The organism is Tissierella sp. MB52-C2 (assembly GCF_030931715.1).
GTDB lineage: Bacteria > Bacillota > Clostridia > Tissierellales > Tissierellaceae > Tissierella.
This window is the reverse complement of sequence record NZ_CP133261.1, coordinates 2638581-2655908: the sequence shown is the minus strand read 5'-3', so window position 1 is coordinate 2655908 and position 17328 is coordinate 2638581. Positions and strand designations below refer to the sequence as shown.

26 protein-coding genes are annotated in these 17328 nt (G+C 29.4%); all 26 read left to right on the top strand.

Annotation, left to right across the window (positions count from 1 at the left end):
• Positions 1-106: 106 nt before the first annotated feature.
• On the top strand, positions 107-238 hold the full coding sequence (locus RBU61_RS13470; RefSeq protein ID WP_308875983.1) for a hypothetical protein: 132 nt from the start codon (positions 107-109) through the stop codon (positions 236-238).
• Between the two features lie 39 nt (positions 239-277).
• A complete protein-coding gene (locus RBU61_RS13465; protein WP_308875982.1) occupies positions 278-412 on the top strand; it encodes a hypothetical protein in 135 nt (44 codons plus the stop codon).
• A gap of 125 nt (positions 413-537) precedes the next feature.
• A complete protein-coding gene (locus RBU61_RS13460) occupies positions 538-1614 on the top strand; it encodes a hypothetical protein (protein ID WP_308875981.1) in 1077 nt (358 codons plus the stop codon).
• A 566-nt stretch (positions 1615-2180) separates the two neighbouring features.
• Entirely contained in the window at positions 2181-2696 is a 516-nt protein-coding gene (locus RBU61_RS13455) for a GNAT family N-acetyltransferase (RefSeq protein WP_308875980.1), read from the top strand.
• A gap of 231 nt (positions 2697-2927) precedes the next feature.
• Positions 2928-3626 carry a hypothetical protein gene (locus RBU61_RS13450; RefSeq protein WP_308875979.1) on the top strand — a complete coding sequence of 233 codons (699 nt, stop codon included), beginning with the start codon at positions 2928-2930 and terminating at the stop codon, positions 3624-3626.
• A 30-nt stretch (positions 3627-3656) separates the two neighbouring features.
• A complete protein-coding gene (locus tag RBU61_RS13445) occupies positions 3657-4076 on the top strand; it encodes an NUDIX domain-containing protein (RefSeq protein WP_308875978.1) in 420 nt (139 codons plus the stop codon).
• Between the two features lie 51 nt (positions 4077-4127).
• Positions 4128-4598 (top strand): GNAT family N-acetyltransferase, encoded by a 471-nt coding sequence (locus tag RBU61_RS13440; protein ID WP_308875977.1) that lies wholly within the window; start codon positions 4128-4130, stop codon positions 4596-4598.
• Positions 4599-4684: 86 nt separating this feature from the next.
• Positions 4685-5131: a GNAT family N-acetyltransferase gene (locus RBU61_RS13435; RefSeq protein WP_308875976.1), complete on the top strand. Its 447-nt coding sequence runs from the start codon at positions 4685-4687 to the stop codon at positions 5129-5131.
• A 373-nt stretch (positions 5132-5504) separates the two neighbouring features.
• Positions 5505-6626: an IS200/IS605 family element RNA-guided endonuclease TnpB gene (gene tnpB / locus RBU61_RS13430; RefSeq protein ID WP_308875975.1), complete on the top strand. Its 1122-nt coding sequence runs from the start codon at positions 5505-5507 to the stop codon at positions 6624-6626.
• 455 nt (positions 6627-7081) lie between these two features.
• On the top strand, positions 7082-7876 hold the full coding sequence (locus RBU61_RS13425) for a DUF1801 domain-containing protein (RefSeq protein ID WP_308875974.1): 795 nt from the start codon (positions 7082-7084) through the stop codon (positions 7874-7876).
• A 31-nt stretch (positions 7877-7907) separates the two neighbouring features.
• Positions 7908-8693, top strand: a complete 786-nt coding sequence (locus tag RBU61_RS13420; protein WP_308875973.1) for a class I SAM-dependent methyltransferase — start codon at positions 7908-7910, stop codon at positions 8691-8693.
• Positions 8693-9235 carry a GNAT family protein gene (locus RBU61_RS13415; protein ID WP_308875972.1) on the top strand — a complete coding sequence of 181 codons (543 nt, stop codon included), beginning with the start codon at positions 8693-8695 and terminating at the stop codon, positions 9233-9235. The genes RBU61_RS13420 and RBU61_RS13415 overlap by 1 nt, the downstream gene beginning before the upstream one ends.
• A 4-nt stretch (positions 9236-9239) precedes the next feature.
• Positions 9240-9371: a type II CAAX prenyl endopeptidase Rce1 family protein gene (locus tag RBU61_RS19605; protein ID WP_374212446.1), complete on the top strand. Its 132-nt coding sequence runs from the start codon at positions 9240-9242 to the stop codon at positions 9369-9371.
• Between the two features lie 110 nt (positions 9372-9481).
• Positions 9482-9901: a hypothetical protein gene (locus RBU61_RS13410; protein WP_308875971.1), complete on the top strand. Its 420-nt coding sequence runs from the start codon at positions 9482-9484 to the stop codon at positions 9899-9901.
• A 56-nt stretch (positions 9902-9957) separates the two neighbouring features.
• Positions 9958-10140, top strand: a complete 183-nt coding sequence (locus RBU61_RS13405) for a DUF4177 domain-containing protein (protein WP_308875970.1) — start codon at positions 9958-9960, stop codon at positions 10138-10140.
• Positions 10121-10537, top strand: coding sequence for a S41 family peptidase (locus RBU61_RS13400; RefSeq protein WP_308875969.1), 417 nt, complete (start codon positions 10121-10123; stop codon positions 10535-10537). Before RBU61_RS13405 ends, RBU61_RS13400 begins: the two co-directional genes overlap by 20 nt.
• Positions 10538-10612: 75 nt before the next feature.
• On the top strand, positions 10613-10885 hold the full coding sequence (locus RBU61_RS13395) for a sodium ion-translocating decarboxylase subunit beta (RefSeq protein ID WP_308875968.1): 273 nt from the start codon (positions 10613-10615) through the stop codon (positions 10883-10885).
• Between the two features lie 74 nt (positions 10886-10959).
• Positions 10960-11436, top strand: coding sequence for an ASCH domain-containing protein (locus RBU61_RS13390; RefSeq protein WP_308875967.1), 477 nt, complete (start codon positions 10960-10962; stop codon positions 11434-11436).
• Positions 11437-11487: 51 nt separating this feature from the next.
• Entirely contained in the window at positions 11488-11976 is a 489-nt protein-coding gene (locus tag RBU61_RS13385; protein ID WP_308875966.1) for an AAA family ATPase, read from the top strand.
• The gene (locus RBU61_RS13380; RefSeq protein ID WP_308875965.1) at positions 11976-12446 is read left to right on the top strand and encodes a GNAT family N-acetyltransferase; all 471 of its coding nucleotides are present in this window, start codon (positions 11976-11978) and stop codon (positions 12444-12446) included. The genes RBU61_RS13385 and RBU61_RS13380 overlap by 1 nt, the downstream gene beginning before the upstream one ends.
• A gap of 219 nt (positions 12447-12665) precedes the next feature.
• Positions 12666-13376 (top strand): NAD(P)H-dependent oxidoreductase, encoded by a 711-nt coding sequence (locus RBU61_RS13375; protein ID WP_308875964.1) that lies wholly within the window; start codon positions 12666-12668, stop codon positions 13374-13376.
• 382 nt (positions 13377-13758) lie between these two features.
• Positions 13759-14538 (top strand): methyltransferase domain-containing protein, encoded by a 780-nt coding sequence (locus RBU61_RS13370; RefSeq protein ID WP_308875963.1) that lies wholly within the window; start codon positions 13759-13761, stop codon positions 14536-14538.
• A gap of 279 nt (positions 14539-14817) precedes the next feature.
• Positions 14818-15561: an AIR synthase related protein gene (locus tag RBU61_RS13365; protein WP_308875962.1), complete on the top strand. Its 744-nt coding sequence runs from the start codon at positions 14818-14820 to the stop codon at positions 15559-15561.
• Between the two features lie 355 nt (positions 15562-15916).
• A complete protein-coding gene (locus tag RBU61_RS13360; RefSeq protein WP_308875961.1) occupies positions 15917-16081 on the top strand; it encodes a hypothetical protein in 165 nt (54 codons plus the stop codon).
• A gap of 91 nt (positions 16082-16172) precedes the next feature.
• On the top strand, positions 16173-16724 hold the full coding sequence (locus RBU61_RS13355; protein ID WP_308875960.1) for a GNAT family protein: 552 nt from the start codon (positions 16173-16175) through the stop codon (positions 16722-16724).
• A gap of 60 nt (positions 16725-16784) precedes the next feature.
• The gene (locus RBU61_RS13350) at positions 16785-17291 is read left to right on the top strand and encodes an HAD-IIIA family hydrolase (protein WP_308875959.1); all 507 of its coding nucleotides are present in this window, start codon (positions 16785-16787) and stop codon (positions 17289-17291) included.
• Positions 17292-17328: the final 37 nt, after the last annotated feature.

The following is a 17328-nucleotide window of genomic DNA, read 5'->3' as shown; positions in this document are numbered from 1 at the left end:
TTAACTATAATCTAGTAAAAGGTCATTTTTGTTTTATAAAATATTTAAGAAAAGAAGGGATTTGCTGGAAGTTTGTAGAATAAGTATGTATGAAGGAGGAGGCTTTATGAATATCAGCAGTGACATCAAAAGAATACTTAGAAGCTTAGGAATAATGTTTATAGTAGCACTAATAACTTATAAATTTCCACATAAATCCTATTCAATGATTGAATATATAAATATGCCGCATAAGTAAAATATGTGTAAGTGATTTAAGTTTAAGGAGGGATATAATATGATGTCGATATTACCATTAAGCTTATTAGCATTAAGTGAAATAGTTCTTAATTTTATCCTATCTATACTCGGAGTATATACAATGATATTAGCTATCAAATCATTTAAGATATATATTAAAAAGAATTCCTAATATTATTAATCAAGACCAATACTTAATATTTAATGTCTTAGCAGTAGAGAGATAAGGGATTGATAAAAACCATCAGTTTTATGATAGAGAGATCAACAAAAATAATCATATTATGAGGTGAGTTTATGAGAAGAACAAGATGCTTTATGTGTACTATGGTATTAATCATGTTAGTGGTATTTGTTGCTTGTTCAAATAGTACCACACTAGTGGATACAGACATGTATTCAGATCGATCAATAGGTAAAATTTACTTATATGGAGAACATCATGGTGTTGAAAAAATATTGAAAAGAGAATTGGAACTATGGGGTAAATATTACCATGATGAGGACATGAGACATTTATTTGTTGAACTTCCCTACTATTCTGCAGAGCTTTTAAACTTATGGATGCAGTCGGATAACGACTATATTCTTGCAGAATTATTTGAAGACTGGAAAGGTACAGCATTATATAAAACTCCTGTTAAAGAATTCTATAAAAAAATAAAAAATGAGTGCCCTGAAACTATTTTCCACGGTACAGATGTTGGGCACCAGCACCATAGTACTGGACAACGATTTTTAGAGTATCTTGAAAAAAACAATTTAAAAAATACAGAAGAGTATTTGTTGGCACAAGAAACAATTGAACAAGGCGAATATTTCTACAAGCACTCTGATCATACATATCGTGAAAATAAAATGGTAGAGAATTTTATCCGTGAATTTGACAAGCTAAAGAATGAGAACATTATGGGGATTTATGGTGGAGCTCATACAAACTTTGATGCTATGGAATCTATGACTCAATCCGTTCCCTGTATGGCGAATCAATTAAAGGAACATTATGGCAATGACATCTATTCTGAGGATTTAACCTGGATAATGACAGAGATTGAACCCTTAAGAGTAGATGTAGTTACAGTAAATGAAAAGGATTATAAGGCATCATATTTTGGAAAACAAGATTTAACAGGATTGAAAGATTATTCATATTGGGAATTTTGGCGATTGGAAAATGCCTATGATTATTTTAAGCATAACAAAAAAACAGGATATGTACTGCCTTATGATAATTACCCCATGCTGATAGAAGCAGGGCAAGTTTTTGTTATAGACTATACAAAAACAGACGGTTCTGTAGAAAGAAAATACTATCGGTCTGACGGCTATGTCTGGGATGGTCTACCGTCAACGGAAAATTTTACTATGGAGTAGATATAAAATAAAACATATATAAACGCTATCAAATAAATAATACTTAAATCCAAATTTTTAGATTAGAACTCGTAAAGTCTGGATTATTTAAGAAAACTTAAGATAGTAATAAGTTCAAAAAATATAGGATTTGAGACAAAAATCTTATCCTGTTTTTTATGAGATTCTATTCACAAGCTATTCTATTTAAATTAATACTTTTCTTTATAATCCATATTACTTTTTTATTAGCTAATATTTATAGAAGTACGTCTAATTTAGAGACAAATACTGTGGAATAGGAGAGGCATTTTAATTATGAAAGAAATTGTTAGAAAAGCTTAGAATAAATACATTGTTACTGATTGGGATAGTGTTTTACTAGACGTTATTAAAACAACTGCAGTAATGACTATTCAATTTACAGGTATTACTTATAATATCTGTAAATGTGAAGGTGAAGATGATGCATTGAAGTCTTGGTGTGTAGGGTATATTCATTTCTTTAAAGAGTAAAGAAAAATCCTTGGATATGAGTTTAATAAGTATATGCCATTGGTTTTTAAAGAGTTTAAAGGAGATATTTAATGAAAACTTCCATAAAGAAAATAGACTGTTCTTACAATCTAGAAGATAATAGGATTATTGATAAACTTGCAGGGGTTCTTTGTTTTGAAGAACCGGAAATGATAAAAAAATCAAAGGAATTTTGGAATGATTGGTTTTCTAATAAAATTGAAGGAGATAAAATTACGATAGTAACAGAAAAAACAAATAAAGATAATAAACAAAGCTTAATAGGAGTAGTAAGATTTTGGAAAACACCTTATTGTAATAATAAATGGCTTATAGAAGGTCTCGAAGTTATTGCAACAGAGAGAAGAAAGGGAATAGGTAGAACGATGGTTAAATATGGACTTGATATATTAAGAAAAAGTGGAATAGAAAAGATATCTGTACATATAAGAAATACTAATATACCATCAATTAGGTTACATAAAAGTCTAGGATTTGTTAAGGTATCATTAGGTGCAATAGATAGCTTTGGAGAGTTTAACGAAAATATTGATGAATATATATTGCTTTTAAAAGAAACTTGGTAGATGCAAAGATTACATTTATAAAAGATGATAATGGAAATGTGACTAATTTGATATTACATCAAATGGGACAAGATATGCCTGCAATGAAAATCAAATAGAACTGTTTTTTTGACCTTTTGCTAGAATTAACTATAATCTAGTAAAAGGTCATTTTTGTTTTATAAAATATTTAAGAAAAGAAGGGATTTACTGGAAGTTTGTAGAATAAGTATGTATGAAGGAGGAGGCTTTATGAATATCAGCATTGACATCAAAAGAATACTTAGAAGCTTAGGAATAATGTTTATAGTAGCACTAATAACTTATAAACTTCCACATAAATCCTATTCAATAATTGAATATATAATAAGACCAATAAAAAAGGGAAGTAGTACATTTTATATTTCTGGATTTATACCATTAATATTAATTATTATAGCTACAAATGATTTATCTAAAATAGAGAAACTTAAATTCAGAAATAGCAGTATAATATTTATAGCAATGCTAGTAATCATAATGCCTCTAATGAGACAGAGTATAGATGCAACTAGAATGGCATATCATTTTTTAATAGATGATGGATTATCCAGTATAGAAATATTAGATACAAGTACAAGTACTAGTTTAGATATAGTAGACAGAAGCGTAAAAATAGATATTAAATTAAAATTAAAGGATTATGGTAAAGAACCTAAGAAATTTGAAGTAAGGATACACTTTCCAGAGGAAGTAAGGGAAATTATAAACCAAGAATACTATGAGTCTGAGAGAATTCATATTACTTATGGTAGTGGAAAGATAAGAGATATAGATGAAGTGATATTCCTTGAACTAAAGGAAGAGGAGGCAAGAGATAAGTTATTTAATTATTGGAGATATGGTGGCAAGTTTGAATATGAACTATTTAATGAAGAAGAATCAATTAGGATTATAGAAAAGGATTTTTAGTAAATTAAATAACTATAGGTGATGATAAAGATGCTAAAGATAAACTTTTATGAATTAAATAAAGTTGAAGATAGTCAATTAAAGTTTGCAGTTATTGCAGCAAAATATAATGAAAGGTGGATATTTGTAAGACATAGAGAAAGAGCAACTTGGGAAATCCCAGGTGGACATAGAGAAGACGGTGAAGACATTAATTTGACTGCTTCAAGAGAATTAAAAGAAGAAACAGGAGCGAAGGAATTTAGTATTATTCCAGTTTGTGTGTATTCAGTAACTAGGGATGGAGTTGAAACATTTGGACAATTATTTTACTCTCAAGTAGAAAGTCTTGATGAATTACCAGACTCTGAAATAGGTGAGATTAGATTATTTGATACTATGCCTGAAGAATTAACCTATCCTTTGATTCAGCCATATTTATTTAAGAAGATTAAGGAAACCTATATATAACAGGTAAATCGAATGTTGAAAAAATAATTTAATAAGGAGAAAAATAGACAAATGACAATGGAAGAATTTGAATATAGTATTGATAGATTAGATGATACAGATGCTATACCTTTAGAGTTATTATTGTTAGCTGACCCTTCTAAAAATTCTATAGAAGATTATTTGAGTAGAGGGATTTGTTATATATATAGAACAGACAAAATAGTCGGAACTTATATTTTAATAAAAACAAGACCTAATACTATGGAGATTGTAAATATATCTGTAAAAGAAGATATGCAAGGTAAAGGAATAGGAAAAAGATTACTCTTACATGCTATATCTGTATCAAAAGAAGAAGGAGCAATGACTTTGGAAATTGGAACTGGAAATTCAAGTTTGCAACAATTATCACTATATCAGAAATGTGGATTTCGTATTGTAGGTGTAGATAAAGATTTTTTTATAAGACATTACGATGAAGAAATTATTGAAAATGGTATCATCTGTAGAGATATGATTAGATTAAGTATAGACTTATAAATAAATCACAGAATATAGATATAGGTGATATTTATGAATTACTAAAGACTTTAAAACTATAATTTGAATTTGATGAGGTGGAAATTATGTTTCAGGATACAGGAGATTTAATGAATGAAGAAATATTTTTACAATTAAATAGAACTGTAGATGCAAATGTTGATAAGAGGTATGTTCCAGCTTATATTTTTAAAATATGTCGTTGTTCAGATGGAATAGAAGTTGGAGAATGTGATTTGCGAGTAGGACATAATATAAACACTAGATTTGGAGGAAATATTGGTTACACAATTCATGAGCCATATAGAGGTAACTACTATGCAGGTAAGGCCTGTTTATTACTTTTTAAACTAGCAAGACGACATGGGCTTGATACTGTTATTATTACATGTGATCCAGATAATATAGCTTCAAGAAAAACCTGTGAATATTGTGGAGCAAATTTATTAGAAATAGTAGATGTACCTGAATGGCATCCCATGTATAAAGATGGTAGCAGGAAAACTTGTCGATATGAAGTAAGGTTAAAGTAGAGTATACAGAGATACAGGAAAATGAGGCAAAATGAAAAATAGAAGACCAAGGATTTATAATCACTAGTAAATGGATAGATTTTTGAAGAAGTCGTCACGCATTCTTGTGACTTAAGTCGTGATTTAGTGACGACATATGTTGACTAGAATAAAAACATAGAGAGCTAAAACATTAGCGTTAGTAGATTACCTATGTTATCCGCTCTATGAGGAAGGTGACATATGGGAAAAGCTACTTATGGAAGAGGCTATGTCTATACTATCCAATACCACATAGTATAGACATAAGATATTACAAGGAGAAGTAGAACATGATCTTAAAGAAATAGAGAGTACATAAGAAGTCAAAAGATAAAATAGGGAGGGAAACTATATGCTAAGAGCATATAAATATAGAATATATCCCAATCAAATTCAAAAAGAACAATTAGCAAAGACCTTTGGATGTACTAGATTTGTCTACAATTATTACCTAGATAAAAAGATAAAAGGATATGAAAAAGGATGGAAATCATTATCAAAAATAGATTGCAACAACCATCTAAACAGAGAATTAAAGAAAGAATTTATATGGCTGAAAGATGTAGATAAGTTTGCCCTAACAAATGCTATTTACAATTTAGATGTAGCATATCAGAATTTTTTTAGAAGAATAAAACAAGGAAGTGACAAAATAGGATTTCCTAAATTCAAAAGTAAACATAGCAATAGATTTAGTTATACAACAAATTTTACAAACAATAATATAGAAGTAGACTTTATAGAGAACAGAGTAAAGCTACCAAAATTAAAATGGATAGAAACCAAAGTACATAGAGAATTTGATGGAAAAATCAAATCAGCAACAATCACACAAAATCCAAGTGGTAGATACTTTGTAAGCATACTAGTGGATACACAGATGAAAGAATTACCAAAAACAAATAAAGTCATAGGATTCGATTTAGGAATTAGAGAATTTTTAATAGACAGTAATGGAAACAAAATCCCCAATCCGAAGAATCTACATAAGAATGAAAGGAAGTTAGCGAAACTACAGAGGCAATTAGCAAAGAAGCAAAAAGACAGTAAAAATAGGAACAAAATAAGAAAAAAAGTAGCCAAACTTCATGAGAATATAAAAAACACCAGAAAAGACTTCTTACATAAGCTGTCTTCACAGATAGTAAACGAAAACCAAGTAATAGTCAGTGAAGATATTAATGTAAGAGGATTAGTGAAGAATCACAAACTAGCTAAAGCAATATCAGATGTAAGTTGGACAGAATTTACCAGACAACTAGAATATAAAGCCAATTGGTATGGAAGAACCTATATAAAAATAGACAGATACTATCCATCCAGTCAATTATGTTCAGAGTGTGAATACAAGAATGTAGAGACAAAAGATTTATCAATCAGAGAATGGATATGTGAGAATTGTGGAACAGAACACGACAGAGATATAAATGCAAGCAAAAACATACTAAAAGAAGGACTGAGAATAATAGCATAGTAAAGAATAAAGATAGGGTAGGAACTATCCGAATTAACGCCTGTGGAGAATGCGATGCATTAAGGTCGATCCGAGAAGCAGGAAACTCTAATAGTAATGTTAGGAGCTCGTGACTTTATTCATGAGAGGTTCACAAGGTATAGTATTTCAAATAAAGACCTTATTGTATTCTTTACTGCGACCTTAGCAATTTCAACGATTATCTTTGGTAGGATATTTACTTAGTTACAAAAAACAAAACCACAGTTGTTTTTAATATTTGAAAAAATACCCCAAAGAATGGAAGGAAAAATATATTTATAAATGGATGTTGCTATTACCTGTATTTTTTTAAGCGCTATAGTCTTTAATTTATTAAATGTAGGAGATGTAGTTGGAGGAATCATAATAGGGTGTATAATTAGTTTGTCAGATATTGCATTTGTTAAACCATACGTATAAGGAGTTAGATTATAATGCATAAATCTAAGGTAGGAAATATAAATAAAAAAGATTTCAATAGAAAACCATATAATTTCTTAAATAAAATAATGATTCTAATATATACTTTATTGATTTTAGTATATACACTCAGAGATAAATTATATAAGTTTGATAATAAGTATATTACCTTATTTGCATGGGTTGCCCCAAATTTTATATCAAGTTTTATTTTTACACTAATAGGTATTTTTTATATGGTTCCTATGTATTTTAAGGATATTAAGACAATCAATAATTCTAAACTTTTATGGTTAATCAATATATTAAATATACTTGTTTTTGCAATTATAGAATATTTACATGTGGTTTTTAAACTAGGTATATGGGATAACAAAGATATGGTTGCTTCTTTAATTGGTATAATACTTGCTACAATGGTTTACTTTAAATTTAGGGGAGAGATATCAGTGGAAAAGGATATAAAAATGAAAACTATTGATGAATATATTGGGACATGCTCTGAAGAAATTCAACCTAAGCTTATGGAACTTATACAGATTATTCGAGATGTATCACCAGAATTGATAGAGAAAATTAGCTGGGGTATGCCTACTTTTTACTTCAAGGGCAATATAATCCATTTTGCATCACATAAAAAACATATTGGTCTATATTGTGGTGAAGAAGCAGTTGAAAACTTTATAGAAGGACTTCAAAACTACAAGACTTCCAATGGTACTATTCAAATACCTAATGATAGAGAATTAGATGCAGAGCTAATTCAAAAGATAGTAAGGTTTAATATTGAGGGAAATAGAAATAAATAAAAAATATTATTTATTGATAAGGAGATAAGCTATGGAGTTAGGAAATATTTATGAAAATACGGCATGGCTATACGACTATGACGATAGAGATAATTTGACTGATGATATAGATTTTTATAAAGAATATGCGTCAAAATTAGGCGGAGAGGTACTAGAATTAGGCTGTGGTACTGGAAGAGTAGCCCTGAGGTTAGCAGAAGCTGGATTTGAGATTACGGGACTGGATTTATCAGATACTATGCTTGAAATCTTTAGAGAAAAATTAAAAAATAGCCCTTACAAAGATAATATCACTTTAGTAAAGGGAAATATGGCTGAGTTTAATTTAAGGAAAAAATACAAATTGATTATTGCACCCTTTAGAGCATTCCAATCATTAACTGAAGATGAAGATATAATAAACTGTTTAAATTGTATTAAGAAGCATTTATCAGATAAAGGTTTTTTTATATTAAATGTATTTAGACCTTATAAAGAATTAGATGAAACTTGGTGCTATGATGAGGTAGTTCAATGGGAAGTTAATGATGACAACAGATGCCATAAAATTGTAAAGAAACATTGGGGTGATAAAATTGATACAGTAAACCAGATTATTTATCCCCATTATGCCTTCGAAATTACAGATAGTAATGGAAATATGAAAAGATTAGAGGAACATTTAAAACTAAAGTATTATTACTATGATCAAATTGTTAGATATTTAAAAGAGGCTGGGTTTGCCATAGAGGAAGAATATGGTTGGTATGATAAAAGCAATATTGAAAATGGCAGGGAACTAATTTTTGTATGCAAGAAACTAGGAGGTAATAAATAGTGAAAACACTAGAAACTGAAAGAACTATTCTTAGGACATGGAAAATAGATGATATAGATGATTTTTATGAATATGCAAAAAATCCTAATATAGGGCCAAGTGCAGGATGGAAGCCTCATGAGAACCAAGATGTCTCAATGAAAATACTACAATCATTCATAGAAAAAGGGGAAGTATGGGCAATTGAATATAAAGCTAATAATAAGGTAATAGGTTCAATAGGCGCTCATAGTGATGAGAAGAGACGAGGAGTTAATGGAAAGATGATTGGATATGTACTTTCAGAGGATTACTGGGGGCAGGGAATTATGTGTGAGGTTGTAAAAGAAGTAATAAGATACTTATTTGACGAAGAGAATTGCGAGATAATTTCCTGCTACCATTACCCTTTTAATATTCAATCGAAAAGAGTAATTGAAAAAAGCGGGTTTCAATATGAGGGGACTTTAAGATTTGCTAGTAAAATATATGATGGAAGGATTTATGATGATGTTTGTTATTCTGTAATGAGAGAAGAGTATTTAGATAGAAAACAAAGATAGGTAGATGAAAGAGGTTGAATATATGGCTTGTTTTTTTCTTGGATTAATCTGTGCTATAAGCATATATAAGACAGGAAAGATATGGACTGGAATTATAATACATAACCTAAATGATTTTGGCTATTTTAGTAAATAAGAGAAATATATTTAAGGCTGAATCGTAGAGTATGTACTAATGTATAGGGGAAAGACAGTATAGAGAATCTGTCAGTGAAATTTATATTATTTTAAAGTAAGCAAAGAAAAATGAATGATAAATATGAGTCTATTAAAAAAATATTAATAAAGGAATTGTCTAGTTCGTCCCATGATATTAATCATGTTATGAGAGTGTATAAAACATCCTTAGAGTTAGCGAGACATGAACAAGATGCAGATAAGCTTGATGTACTAGGCACTGTTGGTATAGCAAGGTTATATATAATTGCAGGGAAACACAATCAAAAGATTTATTCTGATGTTTTAATTGATGAGTATATTAAAGAAAACATTATTGATAATGGAAGAATAAATGATGGGTCGAAACATTCACCAGATATAGAATACGAATTAAAGCTTAAAAAAATTCCTGATAGGTTGTTTACGAGAAAGGCTAAAGAAATTGCTATAAATAGATTAGAATATATGGAAACGTTTTTTAATGAAATAAGAAATAATATAGTTTAATGTAAAAGATATTGATTCTGAAACTTAAATAATTTATAAAGAGAGGATATGATGAAATGTATAAATATATTTATATTGAGGCACAGGCAACAGGGATAATGAGAGAAGGAAATCATAGGGAGCTAATTGACAAATACAGTAAGGAAGGATGGAGATTTGTTACTGCTATTCCTACAAGATCTAATGGACATGGGGTTATTAAGAATTTTGATTTAGTATTTGAAAAAGAAGATCTTTAACATAAAGGTCAAAAGTAATCAATATTTTGAGGAAAAATTAGATAATTTCATTATAGGGAATCGTCCCATCCATTTAACACAGCCATTAATAATTCTATCTTCACGAAATACAAGTTCCGCTGCAGAGGATTTTTTAATTATGATTGATGTTGCAAAAAGAGGGATTATGATTGGAGAAGAATCCCATGGTTCTACTGGAACTTTACTACTAGGGAAATTACCAGTTAATAGAAGATTTGCTATATGTACTAGATTTTGTACATATCCAGATGGAAAAGAGTTTATCAATATTGGTGTAAAACCTCATATATATGAAGCGACTTCTATTGAGGACTACAAAAATGGAGTAGATAATGTATTAAACAAAGGATTGCTGGAATTGAGAAAGACTATATAGACTGTGGCTATTTATAAGTCAGTTATAGATCATGTCAAAATGTCATACAAATGATGATATAGGAGGAGTAAAGGATTGAAAGAACAAGGATTACGAAAATTAATTACTATATTTACTGTTATTGCTGTGGTAATAACTATTATTAGTATAGGATTTATGTATTTATCATACAGACTAAATAACGAAGTAGGTAAAGTAAGCTCTATAGGGATTATAGGTGGTGCTGATGGACCAACAGCTATTTATATAACATGGAGACTATCTCCATATGTTTTTACTGTTATATTTTTATTGCTTTCAATAGTTGGAGTTTTATATTTGTTTTTTACTAGAAAAGTAATTAAATGACTATGATCAGAATTCATTTATTTTAAGCTATAGAAGTAAAAATTATACAAGACATCATGTAAAGGAGATTAAATATGAAGAAAACAGAACATAATTCAGTGATTGTTATGTGGGAGAGATATTTAGAATCAATTGGAGAATCTATTGATACTACTGAGAAAGAATATGTATCATGGCATTTTGAAATAACGGAAGGTGCAGCAAACAAATTAGCAAAATTAGTTTTAGAAGGTAAGAAGAAAGCTACGGCATCCTCATTATGGGTATATGAATGGGAAGGGGAGCCTACACCAAATGAAGGTGATTACAGCATAATAACGGATTGGGATGGTATTGCAGTATGTATTATTCAGACAAAACGTGTTGAAATAATACCATTCAACTTGATTACAGAAGAGCATGCAAGAAAAGAAGGTGAAGGAGACTTAAGTCTTGAATATTGGAGGAAGGTCCATGAAGAGTTTTTTATTGAGGAATGCAATAGTATTGGCAAAGAATTCACAGAAGATATGCCAGTGATTTTTGAGGAGTTTGAGGTAGTTTATATTTAGTTAAAGATAAGTCCCGAAAATAGAAATTATACTAAGAAGAAGGAAGTATATATGAAAAAACTAATTATAATTAATGGGGTACCAGGGGTAGGAAAAACCACCATATGCAGAGAACTTTATAAATCAATTTCAGACTCAGTGTGGTTAGATGCTGATTGGTGTTGGATGATGAATCCTTTTGTGGTCAATGAAGAGAATAAGAGGATGGTTGAGAATAATATTAATTTCTTATTAAGAAGCTACCTGAATAATTCCTCTTATAAATATGTTGTTTTTAATTGGGTAATAAGCAATGAAAAGATATTTGAAACAATACTAAGTAAATTAGATGATATAGAATTTCAGCTTTATAAAATATCATTAATATCTTCTCCTAAAGTCCTTAAAGAAAGAATGTTAGAAGATGGAAGAACAGAAGAACAAATCGAAAATAGCATTAGTAGATTAAAATTTTATGAAGATATGGATACATTTAAAATAGATACAACAAACGTCAGTGTAAAAAACGTAGTCAGTAAAATCTTGGAGATGATAAAATAATGGAAAGTTTAGATATAACTATTGAACGAATCACTAAAAGTAATTACCATATGTTTGATGATATGGTATATTGGAGGACAAATGGATTTGAAAGAACTGAGGATGAGAAAGATAAAAATAAGGATATAACTTTTAGGGATGCATTCTCTGAACTTGATTACCAAGGTTTTTATGTTTTTGCTGCTCTTTATGAAGGACGTTTCGTGGGGTGGATAATGCTAATATATATACCTAAAATAGGTAAATGGAATAGAGGTATAATTTTTGTTGAGGAATTGTGGACAGCCCCTGAATTCAGAAGAAAAGGAATTGCTATGAAACTTATGGAAAAAGCATTTGAAGTTCAAAATGAAACTGGAGCAATTAAGGTCAGACTCTATACAGATAATATGCCAGCACAAAAACTATATGAAAAATGTGGTCTCAGAGTAACAAATGAGGCAGTATTCATGGAATCAAACCATAATTAGAAATGTTATAAAACTATAGAATATGACAAACTTAAATGGATGAGATTAAGTTGTTTGGCACTATACCTCAAAGCTTAACTTATCCATTGTATGGATGAATTAAGGATCATATAATTTCATATAAATAAGTGGAAAGATTGAACGGTTTAAGATATAGGTAAAAAATCAAGAAATATAATGAATAATAAGGGAATAAACTGATTTAGGGGATGTTAATTTATGAAGATTGTTATAGTATATGGAAATGGAAGAAGGGGTAGCACATATAACTGTGTCCAAATAATAAAAAGAACTATAGAACAATATGGAGATGTTAGATTTGAAGAAATATGGCTCCCAAAGGATTTGCCAGAACTTTGTTGTGGATGCTTTAATTGTATTCTGAGAGGAGAGCAATTTTGTCCCCATAGTGATTATGTGTCTCCCATAGTTAGCTCTATTATTGAAGCAGATGGAATTATTATGGCATCACCAGCATATGGGCTAGATGTATCTGGAGCAATGAAAACTCTGATAGATCATTTATGTTTTATGTGGATGCCTCATAGACCTCATAATGAAATGTTTTCAAAGGTAGGGTTTGTAGTTTCAACTGCAGCAGGAAGTGGCATGAAAAGGGTAAATAAAACTATGAAGTTAGCTTTGAACTACATGGGTTTTAAGCGTATATATGATTTTGGTAGTGCCGTTGCTGCATCTAGATGGGAAGATGTAAAAGAAAGTAAGAAATTGACCATTGAGAAAAGACTTATTAAAAAATCTCAGAAATACTATCAATCTCTAGTTAATAGGAAGAAGCTAAAATCTAGATTATCTACCAAAGTAATTTTCAGAGCGATGAGAACAATGATATCTGGATATCAAGATGGAAACATTGATAAGGAGTACTGGAAAAGTATGGGATGGTTTAACAATACTAAGCCTGTGTAGCTAATTTCAGTAGCATTAAACATTTTCCTGTTGTGTCTATTGAAGGTGTTGGAGATATTGGTATAAATTTAGATCAAATCTTTATTAAAATCAGTATATTAAAAGAAAAAGCATAATTATTATGATTAGATCACTTTACTGACTATAATATAGAGATTTACGGTGTTGAAGATTATCTTATGGATTATTATTGGTCTAATATAGAAAAAGAGATTTATAAAAAAGTTCATAAAAGCTCTAAAAAAGAATTTAATTTTACAATTTACAATAAATTTATTAGGGGATATCAGTTTAGATGAAATTGCCAATTTAATTTTTAGATTAAAAGATTGGAAAATTATTTGGATTTCTCACAGAAATATAATCTAAGGGGGAACATGTTATGAAGGAGATTGAACTATGGTACGATGAAAAATATGATGAATGGGACAGATTAGAGCGACACAAAATTGAATTTGATATTACTAGAAGATATATAGATGAAAATATAATCGGAGAAAATCTGAAGATATTTGATATTGGAGGCGGCCCTGGAAGATATTCTATATATTTGGCAGAAAAAGGACATAGAGTATCATTACTTGACTTATCAAAGCGTAATATTGAAGTTGCAAAAGAAAAATCAGCCGAAAGAGGAATTTTACTAGAGGATTATATACATGGGAATGCATTGGAGTTGGATAAATATAATGATGTATATGATGTTATTTTGTTAATGGGACCTCTATATCATTTAACTAAAGAATCAGATAGAAGAGCTGCTATTGACGGTGCTTTGAGATTATTGAAACCAAATGGAATTATAATTGCATCCTTTATATCTAATTATGCACCTATTCAAGATTACCTTAAATCAGTATATCCAATTGAATCTGTAGACGAGCTACTTGAGTACTTAAAAAATGGTGAAAATCAAGGAGATAAAGGATTTACTACAGCCTATTTTACAGATTATAAAGAAGCAAAGGAATTGATGAATAGTTTTGGACTAACTGAAATAGTATTTGCTAATGTTGAGAATATTTTAGGGGCAAGGGAAAAAGAAATTAATATGCTAGAACAAAGTGAATATAGAAAATGGTTGGAGATTGGATATCAACTGAGTCAAGATGAAAGTCTTATGGGAACTGGTGAACATTTCTTGTATATTGGACGAAAATGAATTTATAGTAAAAGTTTTTATTAAGAGAAAATAAATAGCAGTTGTATTTTAGATATTTTATTGATATAATTTCCCTACATGAGGACTTTTCTTATAGGCATTTAACATGTCATAGAGAATTTGGAGTCCTCAATTTTTATGTTTTTTATAACGAATAGGAAAGTTCTACTTTAATATTTCATATCAAGAACTTGACCTTAATGAGTCTCAAGGAAATCTACCTCTAATGCTTTATTAGAAGCTTTTCTCATAAATAATATGATTTAACAGGGTGATTAAATGAATATAAGCAAATATAGAGATTTAACATTGATAGATATAAATGAAGAACAATTGTTAGTTATATCATGTGATTCAGCTGGAGGAATAGGAAATAAGAAAAATGATGTAGTTAAGACTACTCCTGAGGTTATAGGTTATTTTACAACACAAGTTGCTCTTATGGAGATACTTTCATTTGGTGCTAAACCTATTACTGTAGTAAATACTTTATCTGTAGAAATGAACGATACAGGTAAAAGAATAATAAAAGGTATTAAAGAGGCTTTAGAACCCTTGGATTTTCATAATATAAACTTAATAACAGGAAGTACAGAAGAAAACTTTCCAGTAACTGTTACAGGAATAGGCATAACTATAATAGGAATTATAAATAAGAAAGAGTGGAGAAAGCCTTATACAGAACCTGGATTGATTGCTACTGTAGTAGGTTTACCTAAAGTGGGTAATGAAGTGTTAAATGATAGCAATACTATAATGATTACTTCAAAATTATTGGAGTTAAAGAAAAAAATATATATAAAGGAAATACTTCCTGTTGGTTCAAAGGGAATATTGTATGAACTAAATCAGATGTCTAAAACTAATAATATTAAATACTCTTTAGAAGATAACCTGTCAATAGATATTTATAAATCTGGTGGGCCATCAACTTGTGTAATTGTATCTATGGAAGAAAGTAAGTATGGAGAATTAAAAAATGAAATTTCCATACCTGTGAATAGAATAGGAAGATTTATATAGCAGCATTCTTATATTTAACATATGTTATGATATAACTAAAATAATATAAAACTATTTTTATAATAAGTTATCCTTCGTAAATTTACGAAGGATAACTTATTATAAATCTTAATGATTATTATACTAGTTAGATTATAAGCTTGGAGTTAATCTAATGTTATAATGTAGATAAAAATTTAATATTATAAATATATTGATTTACACCATAAAAAAGAAGGAATTTAATATTTTTTATAGAATAAGTATTATAGAATAAATATTATTGTAAATATATTGCCCTAAATATTTCACTATAAAGCTATAGGAGAAAGGTAACTGTATTTGTATTTTGATAAATAAGTTTAAGGGGATTATTATGTTGGTTCAAGAAAGTAAGCTTAATCGAATCTTAGAAAGCACTGTAAATAATAAAAGCATATTTGGAGTAGCAGTCAATATTGAACCAGGTGATGATGATTTTAGACTTAAAGAAAAAAGAATATGTGATAAATCGCCTAAAGTTACTGTAATCTATGATTGAAAAAATAAGAGAGTAGATTGAGGATATGTCTTAGAAAACTGATATTAATATCTTAAAGTAATGAAGAACAAAGTGTTAGAGGAGGCTGAGGATGTCAAGTTTTGAAAAAGTAGAAACTAATAGATTGATATTAAGAGAATTCATAGAAATAGATATTCAGGAAGTCCATCAATACGCATCAGATCCAGATGTATCAGAATATGAGCCATGGGGTCCAAATACATTAAAACAAACAGAAGAATTTGTGAAGAAATGTATAGAATATCAACATCAAAAAGATAGAGTAGATTTCGAATTAGCTGTAATAGAGAAAAGTAACAATAAACTAATAGGAGCTTGTGGGCTTCATATTTCAGACCAGGAAGATAGAGAAGGCTGGATTGGATATGTTATCAACAAACTATATTGGCGAAAAGGATATGGAACAGAAATTGCAGAGAAATTATTAGATATTGGGTTTAATGAGTTTAAGTTACACAGAATTTATGCAACTTGTCATCCTAATAATCTAGGTTCTAAAAAAATATTACAGAAAATTGGGATGCAAAAAGAGGGATGCTTAAGGAAGCATATGTGGTGTAAAGACGATTGGAGAGATTCACTACTCTATGCTATTTTGGAAGATGAATATAATCAAGGATAAGAAGGTATTAAGATACTGTTGATGATCATAGTTCCAATATATAAGGTCTGAGGTGAGGCTTTGAAGGTAGCATTTTTAGATAGAGATGGAACAATCATAGAAGATTATGAGGATAAATTATGGAGTAGTATAACTGAACCTGTTTTTATAAATGGATCAATAGATGCCATTAAAGCTATAAGGCAAAAGGGATATGAAATTATTATTATAACAAATCAATATTTAATAAATGAGAAAATTATTACCTTACATCAATATGAAGAGATTACAGATAAGTTTATAAGAAAATTGTTAGATGATGGAATCGAAATACTGGGCATATTCTACTGTCCACATTCTAAAGAGGAAAACTGTAACTGTATGAAACCCAAAGATGGAATGATAAAAATGGCATTAGAAAAACATCCAGAAATAGATTTAGAAAATTCTTTTATAGCTGGAGATTCCTTGTGTGATGTTCAACTAGGAGAAAGATTAGGGATAAAGACATTTGGTATAAGGTTAGACAGGTCTAAAGGAAAAACAATAAAAATAGATTCGCTAAAAGATATAGTTAAATATTTATAAATATATTTAACTATAAAGTAGCTAGGAAAAATAATTA